Raw genomic sequence first — 23,322 nt, 5'->3', positions numbered from 1 at the left:
CGGGCCGTTTTGTTTATGAGGCAAAATGTGATGAGCGCTTCCCGTTCTGCGGGAGATGAAGTCACCCCAATTTGTCACAGAGAAGGCGAGCAGGGAACCGAGGCGCGCGCCCTAATGCTATAAATCTACGCTTTCCCAGCCTATTAATGCAGCTATTGCCTTAGTAGTATAAAGAACGCCCCCGTTTCTCCTTGAAGAAGCGGGGGCGTTGAATGCATCTTATAGTGAGAGACTTAGAACCTCAGCGCATGAGTGAATCCCGACCACGAAAGAGCGTCGGTGTCTCGCACGTAAGCTCCGAACGTGGGAGCGTGCACATAATGAGATCCACCGTAGCTCACGGCAATTCCCACGTGCCCACTGCGCCAGAGAACATCACCCGGGCGAGCTTCAGAAACAGGCCCACGCCATGATGCGCAGTTGTAAAGCGCCTCGCTTTGATGCGGAAGGGAAATGCCAACTTGCAAATATGCCCAGCGCACGAGTCCGGAGCAGTCGAAGGCGTTCGGACCTTCGGCACCCCACACATACGGGCAGCCGATGCGCGACATGGCGTAGTCGACAACCGAACCATAGGAGGGGACATCGGAGCTGCCGCCAGTGTAACCGCCGCCACTGCTGGAGCCACCGCCGCTGCTTGACCCGCCACCGCTCGAGCTGCCGCCGCCGGAACCGTTGTTCCGGTTCGCTGCCGCCGCCGCTTCAGCTGCCGCGGCCGCTGCTGCCGCGGCCTGCTCTTGCTCGAGGAGCTCCTTGGCTTCGGCATCAAGTGAGTTGACAAGCTCTGTGGCCTGGTCGACCTTTGCTTGGACCTCCTGCTGGATTTGCGCGGCTTCAGCAGCTTTGTCAGCTGCGATCTGCTCTTGACGCGCGTATTCGTCCTTGGAGGCCTGCAGCTGCTCTCGCAACTGTTTAGAGGTGTCGACCATTTCGGAGTCGTTGTTGTTCATCTGCGTGAGCAAATCCCAGTTCGATGTGAATTCATCGAACGAGGTTGCTCCCAAAACGAAATCGAGGAAGCTCGCGGATCCCGTGCGGTACATGCTGCGCGCACGAGTAGAGAGCTTACCCTGCAACTCTTGGATTTGAGCGTTCGTGTCGTCGATCTTGGCCTGCTCAGCCGCCATGGCGTCTTGGGCAGCTTGCTGCTCGTCCAACGCGCCATAGTAATTATCTGTAGCGGTTTCCAAGTCAGCCTGAAGGCTGATCAACTGATTGCGAACGGCATCGGCTTCGGCCTGCTTTTCAGCTGCCGTGGCGCCGAATGCGATATTCGGAGCGGCCATCGTGACAGCACCTGCTGCTGCCGCTGTACCGATAAACGCTCGCCTTGATAGTGTGTTCGTATGCTCGCTCACTGAGGAACCTCCTTGGTTGAGCATGCTGGTGTTCGTTTGGCAAAAGCATATTTATAATAACACGTAGGGATAACGCTCGCAGGCGGGGAAGCGTTCAATTCATAACACCAGGTCATATGTGGCACAACTTTGCATATGGTGCGATTTGCGAAGGAATAATGAATAGATACGCCCGGAGGCGTGTAAGGTATTGACAGCTACCCCAGCCTACCGTAATATTCTCTTGCTCGCTGCGCCGGGGACGGCAAAAAGCGGGCGGCAGCTTGATAAATACACATGAATTAAGCGTCGATCATGGGCGTGTGCCCGAGTGGTTAAAGGGGACGGGCTGTAAACCCGTTGACTCTGTCTACCTAGGTTCGAATCCTAGCGCGCCCACCATGATTGCCTGTTTAGCTCAGTCGGTAGAGCACTTCGTTGGTAACGAAGAGGTCACCAGTTCGAATCTGGTAGCAGGCACCAGTCTTTTACGGCGGTGTAGCTCAGTTGGTTAGAGCACACGGTTCATACCCGTGGCGTCACTGGTTCGAATCCAGTCACCGCTACCATTGATATTAGCGCGTCCTTTATGGGCGCGTCGTTGTTTATTACGTTTTTGCTTAAGCGAAAACCAAAATAAGGAGGAAAAGAATGGCAAAGGAGAAGTTCGAGCGTACCAAGCCGCATGTTAACATTGGTACGATCGGCCACGTCGACCATGGTAAGACCACGCTGACGGCAGCCATTTCCAAGACCCTGTCCATGAACGACGGGTCTCATGGTACTGCCCATGCGGACTTCACGGCTTTCGAGGACATCGATAAGGCTCCTGAAGAGCGCGAGCGCGGTATCACCATTTCGATTGCTCACATCGAGTACGAAACCGACAAGCGTCACTATGCACACGTTGACTGCCCGGGCCATGCTGACTACGTCAAGAACATGATTACCGGTGCTGCTCAGATGGACGGCGCGATTCTCGTTATCGCTGCTACCGACGGCCCGATGGCCCAGACCCGCGAGCACATCCTGCTCGCCCGTCAGGTTGGCGTTCCCTACATCGTTGTGTTCCTGAACAAGTGCGACATGGTCGACGACGAAGAGCTCATCGAGCTCGTCGAAATGGAAACTCGTGAGCTCCTCAACGAGTACGAGTTCCCTGGAGACGACCTGCCGATCATCAAGGGCTCTGCACTCAAGGCTCTCGAGGGCGACCCCGAGTGGCAGCAGAAGATTTGGGACCTCATGGATGCTGTCGATGAGTACATCCCGACTCCGGAGCGCGACGTCGACAAGCCGTTCCTGATGGCTGTTGAGGACACCATGACCATTACCGGCCGTGGTACCGTTGCTACTGGTCGTGTTGAGCGCGGCGTTCTGCATGTCAACGACCCGCTGGAGATCGTTGGTATCAAGGAGACGCAGAACACGGTCTGCACTGGCATCGAAATGTTCCGTAAGCTGCTCGACGAGGCTCAGGCTGGCGATAACATCGGCTGCCTGCTCCGCGGCATCAAGCGCGAGGACATCGAGCGCGGCCAGGTTCTCTGCAAGCCGGGTTCGGTTACCCCGCATCAGGAGTTCGAGGGCCAGGTCTACATCCTTACCAAGGAAGAAGGCGGCCGTCACACCCCGTTCTTCGATGGCTATCGTCCGCAGTTCTACTTCCGCACCACCGACATCACCGGTGTTGCGCACCTGCCCGAGGGCACCGAGATGGTCATGCCTGGCGACAATGTCACCATTACCGCTGAGCTCATCCACCCGGTCGCCATGGAGGAAGGCCTCCGTTTCGCTATCCGCGAGGGTGGCCGCACCGTTGGTTCCGGTCGCGTGACCAAGATCATCAAGTAACTTAAGTTTGTAGTTGCTTATGGCGAGGGGATGCGATATAGTATCCCCTCGCTGTTCGAATTCATGTGTATGCGACAGCTTGCTAGAAGTGATTGGTAAAAGGAGTTATTAATGCGTACGTTGGTCACCCTGGCCTGCACTGAGTGCAAGCGCCGCAACTACACGACCAAGAAGAACAAGCAGAACAACCCCGACCGTCTTGAGTTTAACAAGTATTGCAAGTGGTGCGGTAAGCACACTGTGCATCGCGAAACTCGTTAGAGGATCGGTCTAGAATCAGGTACAGGCCAGTAGCTCCAATTGGTAGAGCGGCGGTCTCCAAAACCGTTTGTTGGGGGTTCGAGTCCCTCCTGGCCTGCCAGCTTGTCGTATGCGAGCAGCCTTGAAAGGCTGCTTGTTTGGCGTTTAGAAGGAATGATATATTCCCGAATAAAGGAAGCACATGGCAAAGAAATCTAAGACTCAACGAGCGAAGGCTTCCGCTGCTCGTGCCCAGCGCAAGCAGGCGCGCGAGGAGCTCGGAAACGAATCGCCAGCCTCTGAGAATGTGAAAGAGGTTGCCGAGGAGAAGCCGAAGCGTTCTTTGTTTAAAAAGGATACAGATTCAAAGGAAACCGCTGAGAAATCGGCGGCTAAAGCTGTCTCCAAGGACAAAAAGGACGCGAAGCCCAAAAAGAAGCGTTTCCAGTTCTTCCGCGATGTGAAGGCTGAGATGAAGCGCGTTACGTGGCCGACGAAGCAGGATGTTGCGCGTTGGAGCGTCGTTGTTGTCTGCGCTTTGATTTTCTTCGGTGTCTACGTTGCTGTTCTCGACAACTTGATTGCCACGCCGTTGCTCGTCTTTGTCTCGGGGCTGGGAGCTTAAGTCATGTCGAAGAAGTGGTATGTGCTGCACACGTATTCTGGCTATGAAAATAAGGTCAAGACCAATCTTGAGATTCGTGTCGAGACCATGGGGCTTGAGAACAACGTGTTCGCAATTGAGATCCCCACGGAGATGGTGACTGAGATCAAAGAGGGCGGTCGCCGCGTGGAAAGCGAGAAGAAGGTTTTCCCCGGCTATGTTCTCGTCCGTATGGAGCTCGATGACCGTAGCTGGGCTGCGGTTCGCAACACCCCTGGTGTTACGGGTTTTGTCGGTAGTGATGGTAAGCCCGCTCCGCTCACGCGCGATGAGTACAACAAGATCATGAAGCGCACGAGCCATGAGGCTCCGAAGAAGACTTCCACCACGTTGGAAGTGGGTCAGACTATCAAGGTGGTTTCCGGTCCTCTGGCCGAGTTCGATGGCGTTATCTCCGAGGTTGCGCCTGAATCCGGCAAGGTGAAGGTCATGGTATCCATCTTCGGTCGCGAAACACCGGTCGAACTTTCCTTCGATCAGGTCGCTCGCATTTAAGTTGAGTGCACTAGCGTATGCGTCGGTGCCCGCGTGGACCGGGGCTTCTCACCGTGTATATGCTTTGCGATAGAGAGTAACCAGTAAGTGATTCATCTGAAAGGTAGTACAGATGGCTGAAAAGAAGCAAACCGGCTTCGTCAAGCTGCAAATTCCGGCTGGCGCTGCCAACCCGGCTCCGCCGGTAGGCCCTGCTCTTGGTGCGCAGGGTGTCAACATCATGCAGTTCTGCCAGGCGTTCAACGCTCAGACGCAGGACCAGTCCGGCACCATCATCCCTGTTGAGATTACGGTTTACGAGGACAAGTCCTTTACCTTCGTGTGCAAGACTCCGCCCGCGGCCGTGCTCATCAAGGAGAAGCTCGGCATTAAGAGCGGCTCCGGCATTCCCCAGCTGAAGACTGTCGGCACGCTGACCGACGCTCAGCTCACGGAAATTGCCGAGATCAAGCTCCCCGACCTGAACGCCAACGATATCGATGCCGCGAAGGAAATCATTGCCGGCACCGCTCGTTCCATGGGCGTTCGTATCGAGGGCCGCGAGATGAAGATCAAGTACGTTCCTTCTCGCAAGGTCGCCGCAATGCTCCAGGGCAATGCCTAATCGCACCTACCTGTTTGTTTAAGTGGAAGAGCTAACAACTCGCCAATACCACGAAAGGATTTAAAGAATGGCTAAGAAATCCAAGGCTTATCGCGAGGCAATCGCGAAGGTTCCTTCTGAGGCCGTGGCCCCGCTTGAGGCTATGAAGGTCATCAAGGAGGTCGCCACCAAGAAGTTCGACGAGACCGTGGAAGTTCACTTCCGTCTCGGCATCGACACCCGCCAGGCTGACCAGCAGCTCCGCGGCACGGTGTCCCTGCCCAACGGCTCTGGCAAGACTGTCCGCGTTGCCGTGTTCGCCGAAGGCGCCATGGCTGAGGCTGCCAAGGAAGCTGGCGCCGACATCGTGGGCACCGAGGAGCTCACCCAGCAGATCCAGGCTGGCGAGTTCAACTTCGACGCCGCTGTGGCTACTCCGGACCAGATGGGCAAGGTTGGCCGTCTCGGTAAGATCCTCGGCCCCCGCGGTCTCATGCCGAACCCCAAGCTCGGCACGGTGACTACCGATGTTGCCAAGGCTATCAAGGAGCTCAAGGGCGGCCGTGTTGAGTATCGCGCCGACCGTTACGGTATCGCTCATGTTGTTCTCGGCAAGGCCAGCTTCACTGCTGAGCAGCTCGCTGAGAACTACGGCACCGTTTATGACGAGGTTCTTCGCATGAAGCCGGCTGCTGCCAAGGGCAAGTATGTGAAGTCCATCTCCGTCTCCTCTACGATGGGCCCGGGCGTTGCGGTCGATTCTTCCGTGACCCGCGCGTACACCGAAGCTGCTGAATAGCTTATTAGGCTACTCAATCTATCGATAGAAGAGCGTGGCATTCATGCCGCGCTCTTTTTTGCTTTTGCAGGCTATACTGCTTGTAGCCGAACGAAAGGGAAGTTGTCGATGAGAGCTAATACTGTGATCTTGAAGTCTCCTGACGAAATCGATGCGATGCGCGAGGCGGGGCGCCTTTCTGCGAAGGTGCTTCGAATCCTGGGCGAGCATGCGAAGCCAGGTGTTTCGACGCTTGAGCTTGACGAGCTTGCGGAGGAGACCATCCGCTCTGAAGGGGGTATCCCGGCATTCAAGGGATACGGCGGATTCCCTGGTTCGATTTGCGCCTCGATCAATGATCAGATTATCCACGGCATTCCTTCCGCGAAAGCGATTCTTCGCGATGGGGATATCCTTTCGATCGACACGGGCGCCACGGTTGACGGATGGGTTGGCGATAACGCGTGGACCTTCCCAATCGGCAAGGTCAGTGATGAAAAGAAGAAGCTGTTGCGCGTGACTGAGAAATGCATGTGGGCTGGTCTCGATGCTGCTCGCGCGGGCAATCATCTAGGTGATATTGGTCATGCCATCCAAAGCATTGCCGAGAGGGCGGGCTTCGGCGTTGTACGCGATTATGGAGGCCATGGCATTGGTCGCGATATGCATGAGAGCCCGCATATTCCCAACCATGGGTTTCGCCATTGGGGTCTCACGTTGCGTGTTGGCATGGTGCTCGCTATTGAGCCGATGATCAACGCGGGAACGCATAAGTTCGTTACCATGCCTGATGGATGGCTTGTCTGTACCAAGGACGGTAAACCATCGGCTCATTTCGAGAAGACTGTGGCCATCACCGAGGACGGCCCCGTCGTTCTCACGACCGAGCCCGATTTCAAGCGGCCAGTCTCGACTGAGAGTGAATAGCTACTTCAGCTGCTTGCCTTTTGTATCCCAATAGAACTTCTTGAACTTGCGTATTTGGTTCATGAACATGATCTTCGCCCAGAGGTTGTGAGAGAAGGTATCGGGCGTATAGTGCAGCGGATATGACTCCTTGTTCACACGCAGGCGCCCGAGCGCTTCGGCGAGACGCGACTCGTTTTCCATCGAGCGCTTCAGGACGTATGCGGGTACGCAGCAGTAGACGAACGGTTCGTAGGCCTCGTGGTAGGGAATGTCCTCGCCGAGAACGAACTGCCGAACCATGAGCTCGACGAAGTTCTGCCCGCCAAGGCTCATGTAATAGGTGTTGCGGCCGCAGCGCGTGTTTACCTCGAAGAAGCGGAATGATCCGTCGCGCTCATCGAGCTTGATATCGAAGTTGGCCATGCCGCAGTACCCGACTCGCTTCACGAATCGCTTTGCGCACTCAACAATGGCGTCCTCTCTTTCGCCAAGAATGCACAGCGGGTTGCCGATAGCCGTCGGGTCGTGGTCTTGCAGGCATACGACGCCGCCCGACACGCAGCGAACCTCGCCTTCCGCATTCGAGAAGGTCGTCAGCGTGCGAATCGCATCATCGCCACCGGGGATGAAGTCTTGGAGGACCATGAGGTTGTTGTAGCTCGATTCGCGCAGAGACTTCCAAACCTCGGTCATCTCGGCAGCGTCTTCGATTTCGTAAATCTTGCGCCATCCATGCACCGTCGGCTCGGCGTCCTGGAACTGTGCCGAGTTCGACGGCTTCGCGATAAGCGGGAACGGGAGCTCGTCTAGCGGAAGCTCGTCGGGACCTGCATCGCTGCAGTCGAAGTACCAAGTCTTGGGGTACGGGATGTCGAGTTCCTCACACAGTTCGTAGAAGCGGCGCTTCTGCGTGATGTCGTCGAGCAAGTCGAAATCGATGTAGGGGACAACGATGCCTGCAGCCTCGAGGCGGGGTTTTGCCTCGGAGAGCATGCGCGCATGGCAATCGTCACAGCCGAACACCATCGGGACGATGTCGGGGTTCTCGCGAGCGAATTCGGCGGCGATGTCTTCGAGGGTCGCATAGAGTACTTCCGCGTCGTGCACGTCGGGGATGAGGCGGTAATCGGTGAAGCGGCTCGTCGAGAGCATCTTGATGTCGGCGGCGGCAAGCACGATGGTCTGTTCGATGCCGAATGCCCGGTTGAGCTCGCGCACGTAGCTGTAAGCGAGGATGTCGCCTCCAACGACGATGGGCTTGAGCAGCTTCCTGACTTCTTCTTTGTGCGCGATCCGAGGTTTCAAGTTTGTCATGACGTTCCTTTTCATAGTGTGCATGCGCTAACGGCGGCGCAGCTTGCGGAAAACCTTCCCGGCGATGTTGGTGATGAACGACGCTTCGGGGATGTGCAGCTTATGGGCAAGGCCAAAGGTCACGATGAGGCTTACAAGCCCACCGGCGACGATGTAGCCGAATGCTTGGAGGAGGGACCCGGAAAGCGGGCCTGCGAAGGTTTCGAGTGCGGTCAAGGTTCCAAAGCCGCAGAGCGAGCCAATGCCTCCGAGCAGAAGGCCGGCAAATGAGGCGCCGAAGATCTTCCGTGCGCCCACATGCCCGAGGTGCACCCTCAGATAGATGAACATCGCAACGTCTCCCACCACGTAAAACGCGATCGAGGCGAGTGCTATGGACTCGATGGTTGCAGGATTCGGGTCCCCGTTGTAGGTCGTCCATGCCCAAAAGGCCGTAAGCGCGACCTGCACGATGCCCGCAAGGAAGTTCAGCGCCGCGTAAACACCCATTTTGCGCAGGCTCGAGAAAACTTTCTGCAGATAGGAACTGACGCCGTAGAACGGCAGTGCAAAGGCGAGCACCACGAGGTAGCTCGAGATGGACTGGATGTTCTCCATCGTGAAGGCGCCGACGTGGTAGAGCGTGACGAGCGGGACGGAGAACACAGCGAGGTAGAGCGCGAAGGGTACGAGCAGGAACATAATCTGCGCCGTGCCGTTAGTGATGGCCGATACGACGCCCTTCATGTCGCCTTCCGCCTTCATTTCCGAAAGCTCGGTGAACATGGCGGTCGTGATGGGGATGGCGAGGAAGGAGTAGGGCAGCGTGTACCACAAGCGGGAGTATGCGAGGATCGAGGGGCCGTCGACGGCAAAGCAATAGGAGGCCGCGTTCATGACCGATACGGTCGCGAACGAGATGATCATTACGAGGAACGTCGGCCCGCCGATGGCAAGGGTGTCGCGAAGTGCGGGGTCGTGAAGGTTGATGCGGGGGCGCAGGCGGATGCCGTTTCGCTTGAGCGCGGGGAGCTGAATGGCCATCTGCACGAAGACGCCGAGCGGGTTGCCGATGGCGATGACGAAGAGCGCGGCGTCGGAGTTTATGGGCGCGATCGCGGCATACATGAGGAAGGTTGCGATGACGATGACGTTGTTCGCCACCGGAGCGATCGAGGACCACAGATAGTCGCGGTTTGCGTTCAGAAGGCCCGACACGATCGACGAGGCGCCGTAGAAGACGAGCTGAATGGCGAAGTACTGGAAGAAAAACGTCGCAAGCGCGCTCGACGATTGGTCGGAGTAGAACGTCTGTGTATAGATGACCTGGGCGGGGAAGATCATGCAGAGGATAGACAGCACGCCGAGGAAGATAGTTACGAGCGTGAGCAGGTTCGACGCGTAGGCGTTGCCCGCCCTGGTGCCCGATTTCTTCTTGACCGAGATATAGACCGGGAGAAATGCCGTGACGAGCATGCCGCCCATGACGAGCTCATAGAGCATGTTCGGCAGATTGTTCGCAACCTGATAGGAGCTCGAGAGGAACGACGAGCCGAGCGCGAAGGCCATCGCCCATGTTCTCAAGAACCCGGTGATGCGGGAGAAGAGTACGCAGACGCTCATGAGCGCCGCCGACGCGCCGACGGAAGAGGCCTTGCTTTCGGGCTCTTCGCCGACGATGGTGACATCGGGCGCAGGCGCGGGGGTGCGTACGGTGTTGCCCGTTTGGGCGGACGTTCGACCAAACGCGTTCGTGCGGGCGTCCGACGATGCAGCAAGCGTCTTGTCGGCGCCTGCGTGTTTGCTCACGATGGGAATCGACGAGGTTTCGCCTGGGGCCGCACTGCGCATGAGGGCCTGTCGCTCGCGACGGGCGTCGAGCTCGGCCGCCTTATCGGTGCCAGCGTGCTTGCCTATGACGGGGATGCGGCCAGTCTCGCCCGCTTCCCAGGTGCGAGGCTGTACGGATGGCGTCTCGTTTGCACGATGGGCGCCGTTTTGCTCAGGGGCGCGCCTATGTTGAGCTCGTGCGAGCTTGTCTGACATGCAAACGACCAATTCTCTTCGGATATAATCATCTCATCTTAGCAAACACAACGAAAGCGCTCTCATGAACCTGCTCATCGTACGCAATAACTCCAATTCGCAAGCGATAGATGCATCGCTGCTTTTAGCCACTTACCTGGGAACACAGGGAATCGGTTACGCGATATTCGATTCGTCCGACCTTGAGGGGCTCGATCCCAATCCTCTCGTTTCGCAGCAGCTTGCCCGCGGCGTCGATCTGGCGGTCGTCCTCGGCGGGGACGGAACGATCCTGCGCACAGCGCGAGCCATCGGCACCTCGGGTGTCCCGATTTTGGGAATCAACTTTGGAAGACTGGGCTTTCTCGCGAACGAGAGCGACGACGGTGTGGTCGCTATCGTAGCGGCGGCGCTTGCGGGAGAGACGGTGAGCGAGCGGCGCAGCAATCTGCGCGTCGACATCGTCTGCGAAGGGGAGGTCGACCCGTGGGCATCAAGCGATGCGGGCGGGCCGTTTGGCATATCGCCTCACGAGAGGGTTTCTGCCTGGTTCGACGAAGAGGAAGATGCGGGTGTGGGCCTCTCGGCTGAGGACGCCCCAGGCCATACCTTCTTCGCGCTGAACGAGGCGGCGGTGACGCGCGGTGCGAACGGGCGCATCATCGATTTCTCGCTTTCCATCTCCGATGTTCCTATTGCGGACATGCGCGGCGACGGGCTTGTGGTTGCTACGGCGACGGGCTCGACCGCCTATGCGCTCTCCGTCGGCGGGCCGCTTGTGGCACCTGGCTTCAACGGGCTGATCGCCGTGCCGATAGCCCCGCACTCGCTTCGCGCCCGTGCGATGCTCACCTCGGAGAACGATGTGGTGGAAATGGATTTGTCGCAGAATGCGGCGGGGCGGGAGGCGACGCTGTTCATCGACGGCGACATGGCAAAGCTCCCGTCGCCCATCAAGCACATGTACGTGCGCCGCGGCGTCGAGCCGACGACGCTTTTGCGCTACAAGGGCGAGAATTTCTACGAATACGCGTCCTCGGTGTTCTTCTAGGGGCGGCGTCGCTGGTCGAGAGGGCGGAAACGAAGCTCCGAGTGCCGAGAGCCATCTCTTGCAGAAAGGGCGGTGCCTGCTTCGGAATAGGCACCGCCCTCGAATAGTTTTACTGCTCGAGCATCCCGTGGCGCTCGTAGCGGGCAACCTGCTCGGGTTTGTTGTTCGCGCCCACGAGCACGACGCGCGGCGGGTTTGCGTCCGCCTCCTGCTCGGTCATCATCGCGTAGCACATGATGATGATCTTGTCGCCGACCGAGACGCAGCGTGCGGCAGCGCCGTTCAGGCAAATGGTGCCGCTGTCGCGCTCACCTGCGATGACGTAGGTCTCGAAGCGCGCGCCGTTGTTCACGTCGACGATCGACACCTTCTCGTACTCGCGGATGCCGGCCGCCTCCATGAGAGCCTCGTCAACGGTGATCGAGCCGACGTAGTTGAGCTCGGCCTGCGTGACCGTCGCGCGGTGGATCTTTCCCTTCAACATATGCAAGAGCATGGGTCTTCTCCTTTTCGCGCGCTACATCTCGAAGATGAAGTTATCGATCAGGCGCGTCTTGCCGATGTAGACCGCCATCGCCACGAGGACCGAGGAATCGGCAACATCGACGGGTTTGATGCCGTCCCACGACACCATCTCGACGTAGTCGATACGTGCGAGCGGCTCTGCTTCGATGATCGCGCGCATGGCGCCCAGAATCGTCTTCGCGTCGCGCTCGCCTTCTTCCATAAGATGATGCCCCTCGCGCACCGCGCGGGAGAGCACGAGCGCCGCTTCACGCTCGGCGGGAGAGAGGTAGGTGTTGCGCGAGCTTTTCGCAAGGCCGTCTTCCTCGCGGACGATGGGGCACCCGACGACCTCGACGTTCATGTTCAGGTCGCGAACCATTCTTCGAACGACAGCGAGCTGCTGCGCGTCCTTTTGGCCGAAGTACGCGCGGTCGGCCTGCGAGATGTTCATGAGCTTGGAGACCACGGTGCACACTCCGCGGAAATGCGTGGGGCGCGTCTTGCCGCAGAGTTCAGAGGTGATTTCCTCTACGTTCACAAACGTGCACGCATCGGGGGCATAGAGCTCGGAGGGCTCGGGATGGAAGACCAGGTCGGCGCCGGCGTTCTCGATGAGCACGGTGTCGGCGGCGAAGTCGCGCGGGTAGGTGGCCAGATCCTCGTTCGGCGCGAACTGAATGGGGTTCAAAAACACGCTCACCATCACGCGGTCGCATTCGGCGACGGCGCGCTTGATAAGGCTCTCGTGACCCTCGTGGAGATACCCCATCGTGGGGACGAGGCCTACGGTCAGCCCCTCGGCCTTCCATTGGCGCACGGTCTGCTTCGCCTGCTCGACGGTTGTTGCAATATTCATAGGAGAGTTGTCTTTCTTGCTCAATTAGTACAGTTTCTTGATGACGTCGTCACCTGAGTGGAAGGTCTCGCTGTCGGCGGGGAAGGTGCCGGCACCGACTGCCTCGATGTAGTCGGAGAAGCCCTTGCGCATCACGTCGCCCACCTCGGCGAAGCGCCGCGCAAACTTGGGGGAGAAGCCGCTCGTCATGCCGAGCATGTCCTGGTAGACGAGAATCTGCCCATCACATGCCGCGCCGGCTCCGATGCCGATGGTGGGAATCGAGACGCGGCTGGTGACGAGCTCGGCCAAGGCGGCGGGCACGCACTCGAGCACGATGGCGAAGGCGCCGGCTTCTTCAAGCGCACAGGCGTTGTCGAGGAGCGCTCGGGCGGATTCCTCGGTCTTGCCCTGCACCTTGAAGCCGCCGAAGGCGTTCACCGACTGCGGAGTCAGGCCCAGATGCCCCATCACAGGGATGCCTGCGGCCACGATGGCGCGCACCTGCGGGCAGACTTCGCGCCCGCCCTCGAGCTTCACGGCGTTCGCGCGGCCTTCCTTCAAAAGGCGGCCGGCGTTGCGCACCGCGTCTTCAACGCTCACCTCGTAGGAGAGGAAGGGCATGTCGCATACGATGAGTGCATGCGAGGCTCCGCGCGCGACCGCGCGGCTGTGGTGAATCATATCTTCCATGGTAACTGAGAGAGTATCTTCGTACCCTAAGATGACGTTCCCTAAGGAATCGCCGATGAGGATGCCGTCAACGCCCGCTTCGTCTTGAAGCTTCGCGGTCGAGTAGTCGTAGGCGGTCAGCATTGCCAACTTTCTGCCCTCGGCTTTCGCGCGCTGGAACGTGGCGACGGTCTGCTTGGAAACAGGCATAGCCGTCCCTTTCATTTGTATGCTTCGAGGCTGGATGCCTGGCCGCGTGCCGGGTCACCCGCACTCCTTGTGCAGCTGGAGAGTATAGGCCGTGCGGCTGGCAAGGGAAAGGGAAAAAGAGAAATCGCCTGCAAAACACGTGATTTTGCGGGCGATGGTTGATTCGCAAGCTCAATCGAGCGCTTACAATCCTGCGATAATCTGCAGCAGTTTGTGATATGAGAAGCATCTGACGCAAACGGATGAGTCTTTCGGGGAGGATTGGGTTTCCCGGGTGGCCCATTCTTCTTCGATGTCGGAAAGATGCTTACCGATTAACGTAATCGGGAGGAGCAATGCTGAGCGAAATAGTAGAATGATGGAAATTGAATTAAGACAATTCTATTGACGATAGGGGAGGAAGCATGTTCAGCGAACTTGTTGTTTGCTATCTATTCCTCGGTGGCACCGGCGCTGGTGCTTGTCTCGTCTTGTCAGTCATGGGCATCCTTGTCCCCCGGGATCGGTTCTCAAAGAGTCCCGTACGTAGCATTTTCGTGTCTTGGGAGTACAGAAAACTATTTGGATTTGGCTTCGCGTTTGCCCTTGTTGCCCTTGTTGCTGGCGTCCTTTTCCTTTTCGTCGACCTTGGAAGGGCAGATAGGGTTTTATTGCTATTCACAAGTCCAAAGGTGGTTCACATCACCATCGGAGCATATGCGCTTATCTTCAGCATACTAGGCGCAACTTTGCAGGCGTTGATGTGGACGCAAATGATTCAAGGAGGTAGCGTTTTTGTCCTGCGGTTGCTCTGCGTTTTGACCGCATTGTTCTCGCTTGTTGCTATTGTCTACACGGGTTTGTTGCTTCAGAGCCTTCGTTCCGTTCCCCTATGGCATAACATATGGCTTCCTGCGCTTTTCATCTTGTCATCGCTTTCGTGCGGGATGGGACTTGTGATGGGGTCGTCGTTGCTTGCGGGGCTTGGGAGCGTGTTCGGCTCCGTGTTGCGGCGAGTTGCGTTTTTTGATGGGCTTGTTATTGCCCTAGAGGGTTTGTCCGCCGTTGTGTTTTTGGCGACGACCTTTTCTTCCGCAAGCGAGACGGTCGTCTTGTCGGGTAGGGAGCTGGTGCTCGGGTCGAATTTGGGCCTTTTCTGGGCGGGCTTCGTCTTGCTGGGGCTTGTTGTTCCGCTTGATCTCGACTATCAATTGTACTCACGGCAGCCTATTCGCCCCTCGTTGGGGGTGACATCGGCTGCTTGCGTGCTTGCAGGTGGATTTATGATGCGCTATTGCCTTGTTCAGGCTGGCGTTCATTTCGGAATTTGAGTGGAACGGATGATAGCGAAGCAGACGTTTCGAGTGGAAACGAGAGGATAGGTAGAAGACGATGGGCTTCCCTTTTGAGCCAGACAAGACGAGTGATGTTCCCCTGTGGGTGCAACTGCGTCAACGCCTCGTGTACCTTATTAGCACGGGATACTTTAAACCAGGCGACCAACTTCCAACTGTTCGTGCGCTTGCGTCCGATATTTCAATCAATTACAACACTGTGAACAAGGCCTATCTTAGCTTGGCATCCGACAACTACATCGAGTCGACTCGTGGACGTGGCGCATTCGTCCGAGATCTCAATGCGGAGGCAGATAGCGAATACGCACAAGAGCTGAATGAAGTCATGGATGACTGTATTGTCGCCTGCCGAAACATGGGTCTGTCTCTCGATGACGTGCAGGCGGGCATCACTCGCCGTATTCAGCGGATGAAGATGACCGAGCTTGGCGCTGGCAATAAGAATCAGCGCGGTGCCGCGCGCATCGTCGAAGTCGATATACCTGGTTCGGATAAGAAAGCTGCAAAGCTGTAGGGAAGTCAAGGGAGCGACGCGTGAAGACAAGTGGAGCAAAGAACGCTCATGCAGGAGAAGGAAGTGTTCGTGCATTTCGCAAGAAGCGGATGCTGGAGGTCGTTCCGGACGCAAGCGCCGAGGTGGCCGGAGAGCGTGCATCTGGCTCAGGGGTTCTCGTGTTCTCGATAGCGGTGTTCTTGGTGAGCCTCTGCGTCGTGATGGGGCTCTCGTCGCTGCTTTTTGGGGAAGTGGGACTTGTTATCATTGTCTGTTCTTTTGCGGTGGCGATGCTTGCGACGATGTCGGCCCACATCGCTCAGCAATGGGAGCGCGTGGTGGTTCTCCGATTAGGAAAATTCAATCGCGTTTCGGGCCCTGGCTTGTATTGGACTATTCCCATCATCGAGCAGAACGCTATGCGGGTGGACACGAGAATCAGGTCGACGACATTTGGCGCGGAGGAGACTCTCACTTCCGATCTTGTCCCCATCAATGTGAACGCTGTTCTGTTCTGGATGGTGTGGGATGCGAAGGCGGCTTGTACAGAGGTGGGCGACTTCTCCCGCGCGGTTGAGCTTGCTGCGCAAACGGCGCTACGCGATGCAATCGGACGGGCGGGCGCGGCTGAGGTGGCCATTCGTCGCGAGCAGCTTGACCGCGAGCTGAAGAGTACCCTCGAAGAGAAGGTGGCGCTTTGGGGCATTACGATCCTCTCTGTGGAAGTTCGCGATATTCTCCTTCCCGAAGAACTGCAGGACGTTATGTCGCTTGAAGCGCAGGCTGAGCAGCGCAAGAAGGCGCGCATCATCTTGATGGAGGCGGAGCAAGACATCAGCGATATGCTCGATGACATAAGCAAAACGTATGATGCAAACGACTCGGCTCTTCGTTTGCGCGCGATGCACCTGCTCTATGAGAGCGTGCGGGAGACGGGCGGAACCGTGGTCGTCCCGAGCTCCTTTAGCGAAGGGTTCGGCGATGTGCTTCCCGACACGATGAAGGGCACTCTTGGCCATAAATAAGCTGCTTCCGTAATTGCGCCTCTCAGTCTGAGTATCGTTCAATCTATCGTTCAAGCACAATAATCATAGGACAAAAAATCATAGGATTATCTTGATTGACCTATGACAATCTGTTACCTTGATTGTCATAGGATTTGGCCAATTCCATGTAATGTCAGACGGACGATCTTGCTGTCGCCGCACTGGGGGAACAAAGTTTGGGGCTCGCGGGCGCTGTCGGCGAATCGTTCTGGTCAAAGAGGAGAGGAAATGGGGGAAGTGACAAGCTCGCGCGTCGGGCTAACTCGAAGAAGCTTTCTCAAAACCGCTGGTGCTGCTGGAGCCTTGGGTTTAGCGGGCGCTGCGGGAATGACATCTTCCAGCAATTGGCTGGCTCCTGTCGAAGCGAATGCCGACGAGGGAGCAGAGGAGCGCGTTGCGTATACCTACCATCAAAAGCACTGCCGTGGTAACTGCATGCTGAAATGCACAGTGCGTGATGGTCGACTTTGCAAAATCGAGCCCAATATGGCTGCAGCTAAGGGTTTCCAGTCGGTGTGTTTGAAAGGATTATCTGAAATCCAGCATGTTTACAGCGCCGATCGCATCCAGTCTCCTATGAAGCGCGTCGGCGAGCGTGGTTCCGGGGAATTCGTTGCCATTAGCTGGGATGAGGCTCTCGATATCTTTTCTGAGAATGTGAAATCCTGCTGGGATAAGTATGGCAAGAGCAGCGTCTATCTTGCTGCGGCAACCGAGTCGGAAATATCCAACATGCGTAATATCATGCAATGTGGGTATACCTCTTACCATGGTATTGATATCGGTATCTCGAACGGGTTGGCGCCCATGTTCGGGTTCAAGGCGGCTTCTGCGGTTAACGACATTCGCGATTGGAAAAACTGCAAGACCTTTATCGCTATCAGCTTGAACTTCATCGAGACGAGTCTCACGCATTCACGTCACTATTTCAATGCAATGGAGGCGGGGATGCATACGATCGTGATCGACCCGCACTATAGCTCGATGGCCTCGAAAAGCGATGAGTGGATTCCCATCGAGCCTGGTACCGATGGGGCTTTTTACCTGGGAATGGCAAGCAGCATCATCGACAACGAATGGTACGACAAGGCGTTTATGCGCGATCACACCACGTTCCCGTTCCTCGTTTCGACTGTTGATGGGACTATGCTTGAAAGCCCTGAGGGTGATTTCATGGTGTGGGACCCGACGACTTCTGCGCCTAAGTCTTATATGGAGACCAACGACCAAACGCCTCTCGAGGGCGAGTTCGATTACGAAGGCGTGACGTATGCCACCGCGTTCACGTTGTTTAAGGAAGGCCAAAAGACGCAAAGCGTTGAATGGGCTGCCGACGTAACGAAGATCCCCGCGAGCGAAATCGAGCGCATCGCCAAGATGTATGCTTTAGACACCCCATCTGTGCTCGCTATCGGACAAGGCGGTTGCGACAAGTACAACAATTCCGATATTGCAGGTCATGCGGCGGGAATCCTTGCTGCTCTTACGGGAAATATTGGAAAATCGGGAACTGGTTTGGGATACCCCGGCAATGGGGGCTATGCGAGCGCGACGTTACCCAGTTGGCCGCTTAAGCCTGAAATGAAAACCTCTTCCTTCAAAACCCCGGTGTACGAGCTTCCGTATGTTGAAAACGACATCCGTTGCTATATTACGCTGGGAGACCAGATTATGCAGCATTTCGCGGACTTGAACAAAGTCTACGAATGGCTTATGACCTTGGACTTCGTGTGCTATATCGACATTCACGCGATTTCGGGCTCGCAGTATGCAGATCTTATCCTACCTATTTCATCTCGCTTCGAAAGTGAGACGGAAATAGGGGGTGTCCAGGCTGTTCGCGATCATATCATGTTGCGTGAGAAGGTGATAGAGCCGCTGTTCGAGAGCAAGTCGGAGTACGAGCTTGAGCGCATGCTCATGGACTCTTTGGGACTGGGCGATGTCATGCATAAGACGACGGAAGAATTGGTTTCTTATCAGCTTGCGAACATCAAGAGTCCTCTCGTCGATCAGGTGACTATCGAATCTCTGCAGGCAAACCAGGGAGTTATGACGGTGAAGAACGCGGATACGCCGTACTGCCCGATGAAATCGCTCAAATTCCCTTCCCCGACCGGAAGGCTCGAAGTTTACTACGACAAGTATCTCAAATTCAACCAGGCCCTTCCCGTTTTCGAGTACCCGGAGGAAACGGCGCCTGATAGCGATGTGCGAGCAAAGTACCCTCTGCAATACGCGCAATCGAGAACTCGTTTCCATATCCACGATCAATTCTGCGATAGCACTTGGATTCAAGAACTGTACAAAACATGCGTGGAGATGAATCCGGTCGATATGAAATCCCGAGGCTTGTCCGACAAAGATGACATCGTCGTCTACAACGATCGCGGCGAGTTCAGCTGCCCTGTGAGGTCTAATGAGTCTATCCGACCGGGAAGTATTCGCATTATGGAAGGTGAGTGGACGAAGTTCATGAAATCAGGGAACTATCAAAACGTGACGAATCCCACCATCATTCCTCGCGGGCGGGTGATGGCGTATGGCCCGGTGATCCCTTACAACGACACGCTCGTTGAAGTCAAGAAAGCGTAGGTATTATCATGGCTAAATTGGGCATGGCAATTAACCTATTTCGCTGCATCGGGTGCAATACCTGCGTGAATGCCTGCAAGATGCAGAACAGCGTGCCGATGGGAATGCATTGGAATCGTGTACTTACCGAGGGATGCGAGGTGTTCGACGGGGCGGAAGGAACGTATCCGAACCTCACGCGTACCTACATTCCGCTCGCCTGTCAGCATTGTGAAAACCCTGCTTGCTTGAGAGTGTGTCCGACGGGCGCAACTTACAAAGACGACAAGGGCCGTGTGGAAATCGACTACGACAAGTGCATCGGCTGCCGCATGTGCATGGCGGCGTGCCCGTACAACGCGCGCGTATTCAATTGGAGCGAGCCTGTGCGCGATCCCGATTTCAACTACGGAGACAAGGACGTCCCTGTTCGCCCGAAGGGCGTTGCTGAGAAATGCACGATGTGCAAAGAGCGCACCGACCGCGGGGAAGAGCCTATGTGCGTGATGTGTTGTCCGACCGAAGCGCGCGTGTTCGGTGATTTGGACGACCCCGAAAGCGCCATTTCGAAGTTTCTCGGGGAAAAGAGTACTTTTGTGCTCCTGGAAGAGCAGGGCACGCGCCCGCAAGTCCGTTACTTCAAATAAAGGAGGTGTGCTATGGAATTGCTTAAGAAGAACAAGATTGCCACGGGGGCCCTTTGCATCCTGGCGATCGCCGGGTTATGCGCCTATGTGTTTCAGCTGATGGGCGGCCTTGGCGTCACCGGTATGAACAACGGCACTTCATGGGGTCTCTACATCACCATGTTCATGCTGTTCGTCGGTCTGTCTGCGGGCGGGCTTATCGTCGCTAGCTCCGCTTCGGTGTTTCATATCGAGAAGTTCAAGAAGGTCGCTCTGCCGGCGGTCGTCTTGTCTACGGTGTGCATCTGCGTGGCTGGCTTGTTCGTCCTTATCGATCTTGGCGGGGTGTACCGCATTTGGCGCATCTTCACCGGCCCGAACTTCATGTCTCCGCTCTTGTGGGATGTGTGCGTTATCGTTTGCTATCTCATCATCAACATCCTGTACCTGTACTTCATGTGCTCGCAGAAGGCCGATCCGAAAAAGGTTGCCGTCATCAGCCGCTTCGCTCTCCCCATCGCCATCCTCGTGCATAGCGTGACGGCATGGATCTTCGGTTTGCAGATCTCCCGCGAGGGCTGGTACTCGGCTATCATGGCGCCTATCTTCGTGGCTTCGGCCATGGACTCGGGTCTCGCCCTGCTTCTCATCTCCCTCGTCGCGCTAGAGAAGGCGAAGCTTATCAAGCTGGGGCGCGATCTCATGGCGAGTCTTGCCGGCCTGCTCGCAACCTGCATCGCCGTCGATGCGTTCTTCATCGGCTGCGAGATCCTCACGGTTGCCTATCCCCAGACTGCGGGCGGCGCGCAGCTCCTCGGCGAGATGTTTTCGGGGGCGACGGCCCCGTTCTTTTGGTTCGAGGTCGCAGCCGGCTTGATCGTTCCCTTCTGCATCCTGGTGTTTGCCAAGAATCGCCAGCGTACGGGACTCGTGATGGGAGCAAGCGTGCTCGTGGTGCTTGGAGTGTTGTGCAAGCGTATTTGGCTTCTGTTTACCTCGTTTATCCACCCCAATATGGCGGGTGCTCCCGGCATCTCGTCAGGCTCGAGCGTCGCCGCACATTCGAGCGGCATCGACATCTGGTCGACTGCCGGGTCTTATGTTCCGACACCTGTCGAGATTCTCGTGGTGCTTGGCGTCATATCCCTTGCAAGCCTGGTTTATCTTGCTTTGGTATCGAAGCTGATCGAGGGAGGGAAGGTCGCGGTTTCAACGGCGGCGGCCAGCGAAGCCCAAGCTTCCTAACCGCCTGGTGCGACATCCTCGTCACCTACTTCTTATGCTTTTGATCCTCGTTCCGCCTGCAGATAGGGTTTCTGTGGGCGGCTCGAGAATAGTTAGGAGCAAACGATGCCCATCGTTACTCAAATTGATTACCTGCAGTATGGCGACATGCTTGCTTTCATCGGAAACTCCCTGCTCAAGCCTATGACGCAAACCCAGTCCGTGGGGCTCGACCCTCTGTTTTGGAAAAGCCTTCCCGACTTCGGGGAAGATAGCATCGGCGAGGCTGTCAGCCTCTGCGAGGGCATCGCCGAGCGTATCGGAAGGGAGTGCGGCGAGAGGGCTGTCGAGGTTGCGTCTGTCGAGTACACGCGCCTGTTCGTCGGACCGCCCTCGCCTGCGGCTCCACCGTGGGAGACGATGTATCGAGGAAGCACCAACGTTGGCTTTGGCGAGGCAACCTTCGAAATGCGCAATTGCCTACACGACCTCGGACTGGAGCTGAGCAACGAGAATCGCCAGTACGAGGACCACATGGGCATCGAGCTGCTCTACCTTTCGGAGCTGTGCCGATGCGCGGTTAAGGGCGAGAACTGCGAGAATCAGCTGCGCTCGTTCATTGCTAAGCATCCTCTATCATGGATCGATGCGTTCCTTGACCGAATCGAAGGAGTTTTTCCCGAAGGGTACTTCTCTGGTCTTGTCCGACTAGAGAAGGCGCTTTTGCTTGCTTACTAAGAAGCGTCGAAGGCCCCATCTAGCCCTTGTGCGTGAGCGATGACTCATGCGGAGCTCGATGGGGCCGTGGTGTTTCTATATCGTGCAAGCGCTCTATTTGTGATAGTAGCGGCGCTGCTCGTATTTCGGCTCGCAGCATACGTTGATGCCCAAGGTGCGATAGAGCCTCTCGTCGGTGGCAGAGAGGATCACGCTGAAGAAAGCGTCGCATCCGCGCAGGTCGTCGACGTGGTCGAGGAGCTGCTGGGCGAGCGGGTCGGTCGCGGAGCTCACCGAGAGCGCGAGAAGCGTCTCGTCTGAGTGCAGGCGCGGGTTCTTCGAGTGCAGCGTCGAGGTCTTGAGCGTGCAGATGGGCTTGATCACGTCGTCGCTGATGACGTAGATGTCGTCGTCGACGCCCGAGACCGCCTTGAGCGCGTTCATCAGAAGGGAGGATGCGGCGCCCAAAAGCGGGGAGGTCTTGCCGGTGACCACGCGCCCGTCGGCGAGCACCATAGCGCCCGCCGGGCCGCCTGTCGTCTCCTCTTTAAGAAGAGCGACCGAGCGCGCGGGCGAGAAGCTCGAGTCGATGCCCGCCTGGTTCATCAAAAGCTCGAGGCGCTCGACGCGCTCCTCGTGAATGCCGGTGCGGCGCGCATCGACGGCGGCTTGGAAGTAGCGGCGCACGATTTCCATCTTCGCGGCCTCGCGCACGGCGTCGTCATCCACGATTGCGAGCCCCGCCATGTTCACGCCCATATCGGTGGGCGACTGGTAGGGGCTCTCTCCCGCGATCCGTTCCATCATGGTCTTAAGTACGGGGAAGATCTCCACGTCGCGGTTGTAGTTCACCGTGGTCTTCCCGTAGGCCTCCAGGTGGAAGGGGTCGATGCAGTTCGCGTCGTCCAGATCGACTGTCGCGGCCTCGTAGGCGATGTTGACGGGATGTTTCAGCGGCAGATTCCAGATGGGGAACGTCTCGTATTTCGCGTATCCCGCCAGGTTGCCGTGCTTGTGCTCGTGGTAGAGCTGCGAGAGGCAGGTGGCCATCTTGCCCGATCCGGGGCCGGGTGCGGTCACCACGACGAGCGGGTGCGTCGTTTCCACGAACTCGTTTTTGCCGTAGCCCTCGTCGGAGACGATGCGCGCGGTGTCGTAGGGGTACCCGGCAATGGGGTAGTGCAGATAGCTCTTGATGCCCAGGCCGTCGAGGCGCGAGCGGAACGCCACGGCGGAAGGCTGGTTCTCGAAGTGGGTGATTACGACCCCTGAGGTGGCGAACCCGCGCGAGCGGAACACGTCGAGTAGGCGCAGGACCTCCTCGTCGTAGGTGATGCCCAGATCTCCGCGCGTCTTTGATTTCTCGATGTGGTTCGCGTTGATCGCGATGATGATTTCGACCTCGTCGACCATAGTCTTCAGCATGCGGAACTTGCTGTCGGGTTCGAACCCGGGGAGCACGCGGCTTGCGTGGTAGTCGTCGAAGAGCTTGCCTCCGAACTCGAGGTAAAGCTTGCCCCCGAACTGGTTGATGCGGCTCCTGATGTGCTCCGCCTGAAGTGCGATGTACTTGTCGTTGTCGAATCCTTGGCGCATATGATTGAGACCTTTCGCTTTCCGCAACCCTTGCATACCCATGAACCGAACCATTATATAGGATGGCCGCGACGCTCGGCGCGCGGGCTTGCGCTCTGAATCGAAGATTCAAAGATGCGAAGGAACTCGCCTGATCGCGTGCCGAATGTTGGTGTAAGGGGCCGCTTCCCTGTCCGTAGAAAGCAGGAAGCGGTTATCGCCTAGAATCTTAATTGCTGAAGTTAGGATTCGTGGAAAGGCAATAACCGCATATGGATAA

At 57.0% G+C, this 23,322-nt stretch carries 22 protein-coding genes and 4 tRNA genes; 19 read left to right on the top strand and 7 right to left on the bottom strand.

Annotated features, from left to right (window positions below; all coding sequences use genetic code 11):
- Positions 1–233 precede the first annotated feature (233 nt).
- Positions 234–1,358, bottom strand: a complete 1,125-nt coding sequence (locus tag F8C90_RS06670) for a C40 family peptidase (protein WP_158049741.1) — start codon at positions 1,356–1,358, stop codon at positions 234–236.
- A 296-nt stretch (positions 1,359–1,654) separates the two neighbouring features.
- On the opposite strand from F8C90_RS06670, the gene F8C90_RS06665 reads away from it, so the two are divergent.
- The 11 genes from F8C90_RS06665 (at position 1,655) to map (ending at position 6,878) form a co-directional block, all read left to right on the top strand.
- Positions 1,655–1,739: transfer RNA gene (locus F8C90_RS06665), tRNA-Tyr, on the top strand.
- Positions 1,740–1,744: 5 nt separating this feature from the next.
- A tRNA-Thr gene (locus F8C90_RS06660) sits at positions 1,745–1,820 on the top strand.
- 9 nt (positions 1,821–1,829) lie between these two features.
- Positions 1,830–1,906, top strand: a tRNA-Met gene (locus F8C90_RS06655).
- An 82-nt stretch (positions 1,907–1,988) separates the two neighbouring features.
- Positions 1,989–3,191, top strand: a complete 1,203-nt coding sequence (gene tuf / locus F8C90_RS06650; RefSeq protein ID WP_158049740.1) for an elongation factor Tu — start codon at positions 1,989–1,991, stop codon at positions 3,189–3,191.
- 111 nt (positions 3,192–3,302) lie between these two features.
- Complete coding sequence (rpmG, locus tag F8C90_RS06645) at positions 3,303–3,452, top strand: 50S ribosomal protein L33 (protein WP_158049739.1); 150 nt, start codon at positions 3,303–3,305, stop codon at positions 3,450–3,452.
- Between the two features lie 23 nt (positions 3,453–3,475).
- Positions 3,476–3,552: transfer RNA gene (locus F8C90_RS06640), tRNA-Trp, on the top strand.
- An 81-nt stretch (positions 3,553–3,633) separates the two neighbouring features.
- Positions 3,634–4,056, top strand: a complete 423-nt coding sequence (secE, locus tag F8C90_RS06635) for a preprotein translocase subunit SecE (protein WP_158049738.1) — start codon at positions 3,634–3,636, stop codon at positions 4,054–4,056.
- Positions 4,057–4,059: 3 nt separating this feature from the next.
- Positions 4,060–4,590, top strand: coding sequence for a transcription termination/antitermination protein NusG (gene nusG / locus F8C90_RS06630; protein WP_158049737.1), 531 nt, complete (start codon positions 4,060–4,062; stop codon positions 4,588–4,590).
- Positions 4,591–4,702: 112 nt separating this feature from the next.
- A complete protein-coding gene (rplK, locus tag F8C90_RS06625; RefSeq protein WP_158049736.1) occupies positions 4,703–5,194 on the top strand; it encodes a 50S ribosomal protein L11 in 492 nt (163 codons plus the stop codon).
- A 67-nt stretch (positions 5,195–5,261) separates the two neighbouring features.
- On the top strand, positions 5,262–5,972 hold the full coding sequence (gene rplA, locus F8C90_RS06620; protein WP_158049735.1) for a 50S ribosomal protein L1: 711 nt from the start codon (positions 5,262–5,264) through the stop codon (positions 5,970–5,972).
- Between the two features lie 108 nt (positions 5,973–6,080).
- Positions 6,081–6,878 (top strand): type I methionyl aminopeptidase, encoded by a 798-nt coding sequence (gene map / locus F8C90_RS06615; RefSeq protein WP_158049734.1) that lies wholly within the window; start codon positions 6,081–6,083, stop codon positions 6,876–6,878.
- Here the strand turns inward: map and F8C90_RS06610 are convergent, their stop codons facing one another.
- A complete protein-coding gene (locus F8C90_RS06610; RefSeq protein ID WP_158049732.1) occupies positions 6,879–8,174 on the bottom strand; it encodes a carboxylate--amine ligase in 1,296 nt (431 codons plus the stop codon). It abuts the gene before it with no gap.
- A 27-nt stretch (positions 8,175–8,201) separates the two neighbouring features.
- A complete protein-coding gene (murJ, locus tag F8C90_RS06605; protein WP_158049730.1) occupies positions 8,202–10,199 on the bottom strand; it encodes a murein biosynthesis integral membrane protein MurJ in 1,998 nt (665 codons plus the stop codon).
- A gap of 64 nt (positions 10,200–10,263) precedes the next feature.
- Between murJ and F8C90_RS06600 the strand changes: the two genes are divergently transcribed.
- The gene (locus tag F8C90_RS06600) at positions 10,264–11,229 is read left to right on the top strand and encodes an NAD(+)/NADH kinase (protein WP_158049728.1); all 966 of its coding nucleotides are present in this window, start codon (positions 10,264–10,266) and stop codon (positions 11,227–11,229) included.
- Positions 11,230–11,338: 109 nt separating this feature from the next.
- Here F8C90_RS06600 and panD read toward each other — a convergent pair whose 3' ends face one another.
- The 3 genes from panD to panB are packed head-to-tail and all read right to left on the bottom strand — an operon-like array spanning position 11,339 to position 13,453.
- Entirely contained in the window at positions 11,339–11,725 is a 387-nt protein-coding gene (gene panD / locus F8C90_RS06595; protein ID WP_158049727.1) for an aspartate 1-decarboxylase, read from the bottom strand.
- 21 nt (positions 11,726–11,746) lie between these two features.
- Positions 11,747–12,592: a pantoate--beta-alanine ligase gene (gene panC, locus F8C90_RS06590; RefSeq protein ID WP_158049725.1), complete on the bottom strand. Its 846-nt coding sequence runs from the start codon at positions 12,590–12,592 to the stop codon at positions 11,747–11,749.
- A gap of 24 nt (positions 12,593–12,616) precedes the next feature.
- Positions 12,617–13,453: a 3-methyl-2-oxobutanoate hydroxymethyltransferase gene (gene panB / locus F8C90_RS06585; RefSeq protein WP_158049722.1), complete on the bottom strand. Its 837-nt coding sequence runs from the start codon at positions 13,451–13,453 to the stop codon at positions 12,617–12,619.
- Between the two features lie 404 nt (positions 13,454–13,857).
- On the opposite strand from panB, the gene nrfD (F8C90_RS06580) reads away from it, so the two are divergent.
- The 7 genes from nrfD (F8C90_RS06580) to F8C90_RS06550 all read left to right on the top strand — a co-directional run bounded on the left by nrfD (F8C90_RS06580) (position 13,858) and on the right by F8C90_RS06550 (position 21,488).
- On the top strand, positions 13,858–14,763 hold the full coding sequence (gene nrfD / locus F8C90_RS06580) for an NrfD/PsrC family molybdoenzyme membrane anchor subunit (protein ID WP_158049721.1): 906 nt from the start codon (positions 13,858–13,860) through the stop codon (positions 14,761–14,763).
- Between the two features lie 61 nt (positions 14,764–14,824).
- Positions 14,825–15,301, top strand: coding sequence for a GntR family transcriptional regulator (locus F8C90_RS06575; RefSeq protein WP_158049719.1), 477 nt, complete (start codon positions 14,825–14,827; stop codon positions 15,299–15,301).
- A gap of 89 nt (positions 15,302–15,390) precedes the next feature.
- Positions 15,391–16,305, top strand: a complete 915-nt coding sequence (locus tag F8C90_RS06570; protein WP_158049717.1) for a slipin family protein — start codon at positions 15,391–15,393, stop codon at positions 16,303–16,305.
- 168 nt (positions 16,306–16,473) lie between these two features.
- A complete protein-coding gene (locus F8C90_RS06565) occupies positions 16,474–18,921 on the top strand; it encodes a molybdopterin-dependent oxidoreductase (protein WP_170264578.1) in 2,448 nt (815 codons plus the stop codon).
- A gap of 8 nt (positions 18,922–18,929) precedes the next feature.
- On the top strand, positions 18,930–19,547 hold the full coding sequence (locus F8C90_RS06560; protein WP_158049713.1) for a 4Fe-4S dicluster domain-containing protein: 618 nt from the start codon (positions 18,930–18,932) through the stop codon (positions 19,545–19,547).
- Positions 19,548–19,559: 12 nt separating this feature from the next.
- The gene (gene nrfD, locus F8C90_RS06555) at positions 19,560–20,771 is read left to right on the top strand and encodes an NrfD/PsrC family molybdoenzyme membrane anchor subunit (RefSeq protein ID WP_158049711.1); all 1,212 of its coding nucleotides are present in this window, start codon (positions 19,560–19,562) and stop codon (positions 20,769–20,771) included.
- A gap of 105 nt (positions 20,772–20,876) precedes the next feature.
- A complete protein-coding gene (locus F8C90_RS06550) occupies positions 20,877–21,488 on the top strand; it encodes a TorD/DmsD family molecular chaperone (protein ID WP_246155833.1) in 612 nt (203 codons plus the stop codon).
- 93 nt (positions 21,489–21,581) lie between these two features.
- Here the strand turns inward: F8C90_RS06550 and F8C90_RS06545 are convergent, their stop codons facing one another.
- Positions 21,582–23,063 carry a DUF1846 domain-containing protein gene (locus tag F8C90_RS06545; RefSeq protein ID WP_158049709.1) on the bottom strand — a complete coding sequence of 494 codons (1,482 nt, stop codon included), beginning with the start codon at positions 23,061–23,063 and terminating at the stop codon, positions 21,582–21,584.
- Positions 23,064–23,322: the final 259 nt, after the last annotated feature.

It is taken from the genome of Ellagibacter isourolithinifaciens (genome assembly GCF_008831035.1).
In the GTDB taxonomy this organism is placed as follows: Bacteria; Actinomycetota; Coriobacteriia; order Coriobacteriales; family Eggerthellaceae; genus Ellagibacter; species Ellagibacter isourolithinifaciens.
This window is presented reverse-complemented; position numbering and strand designations above follow the sequence as displayed.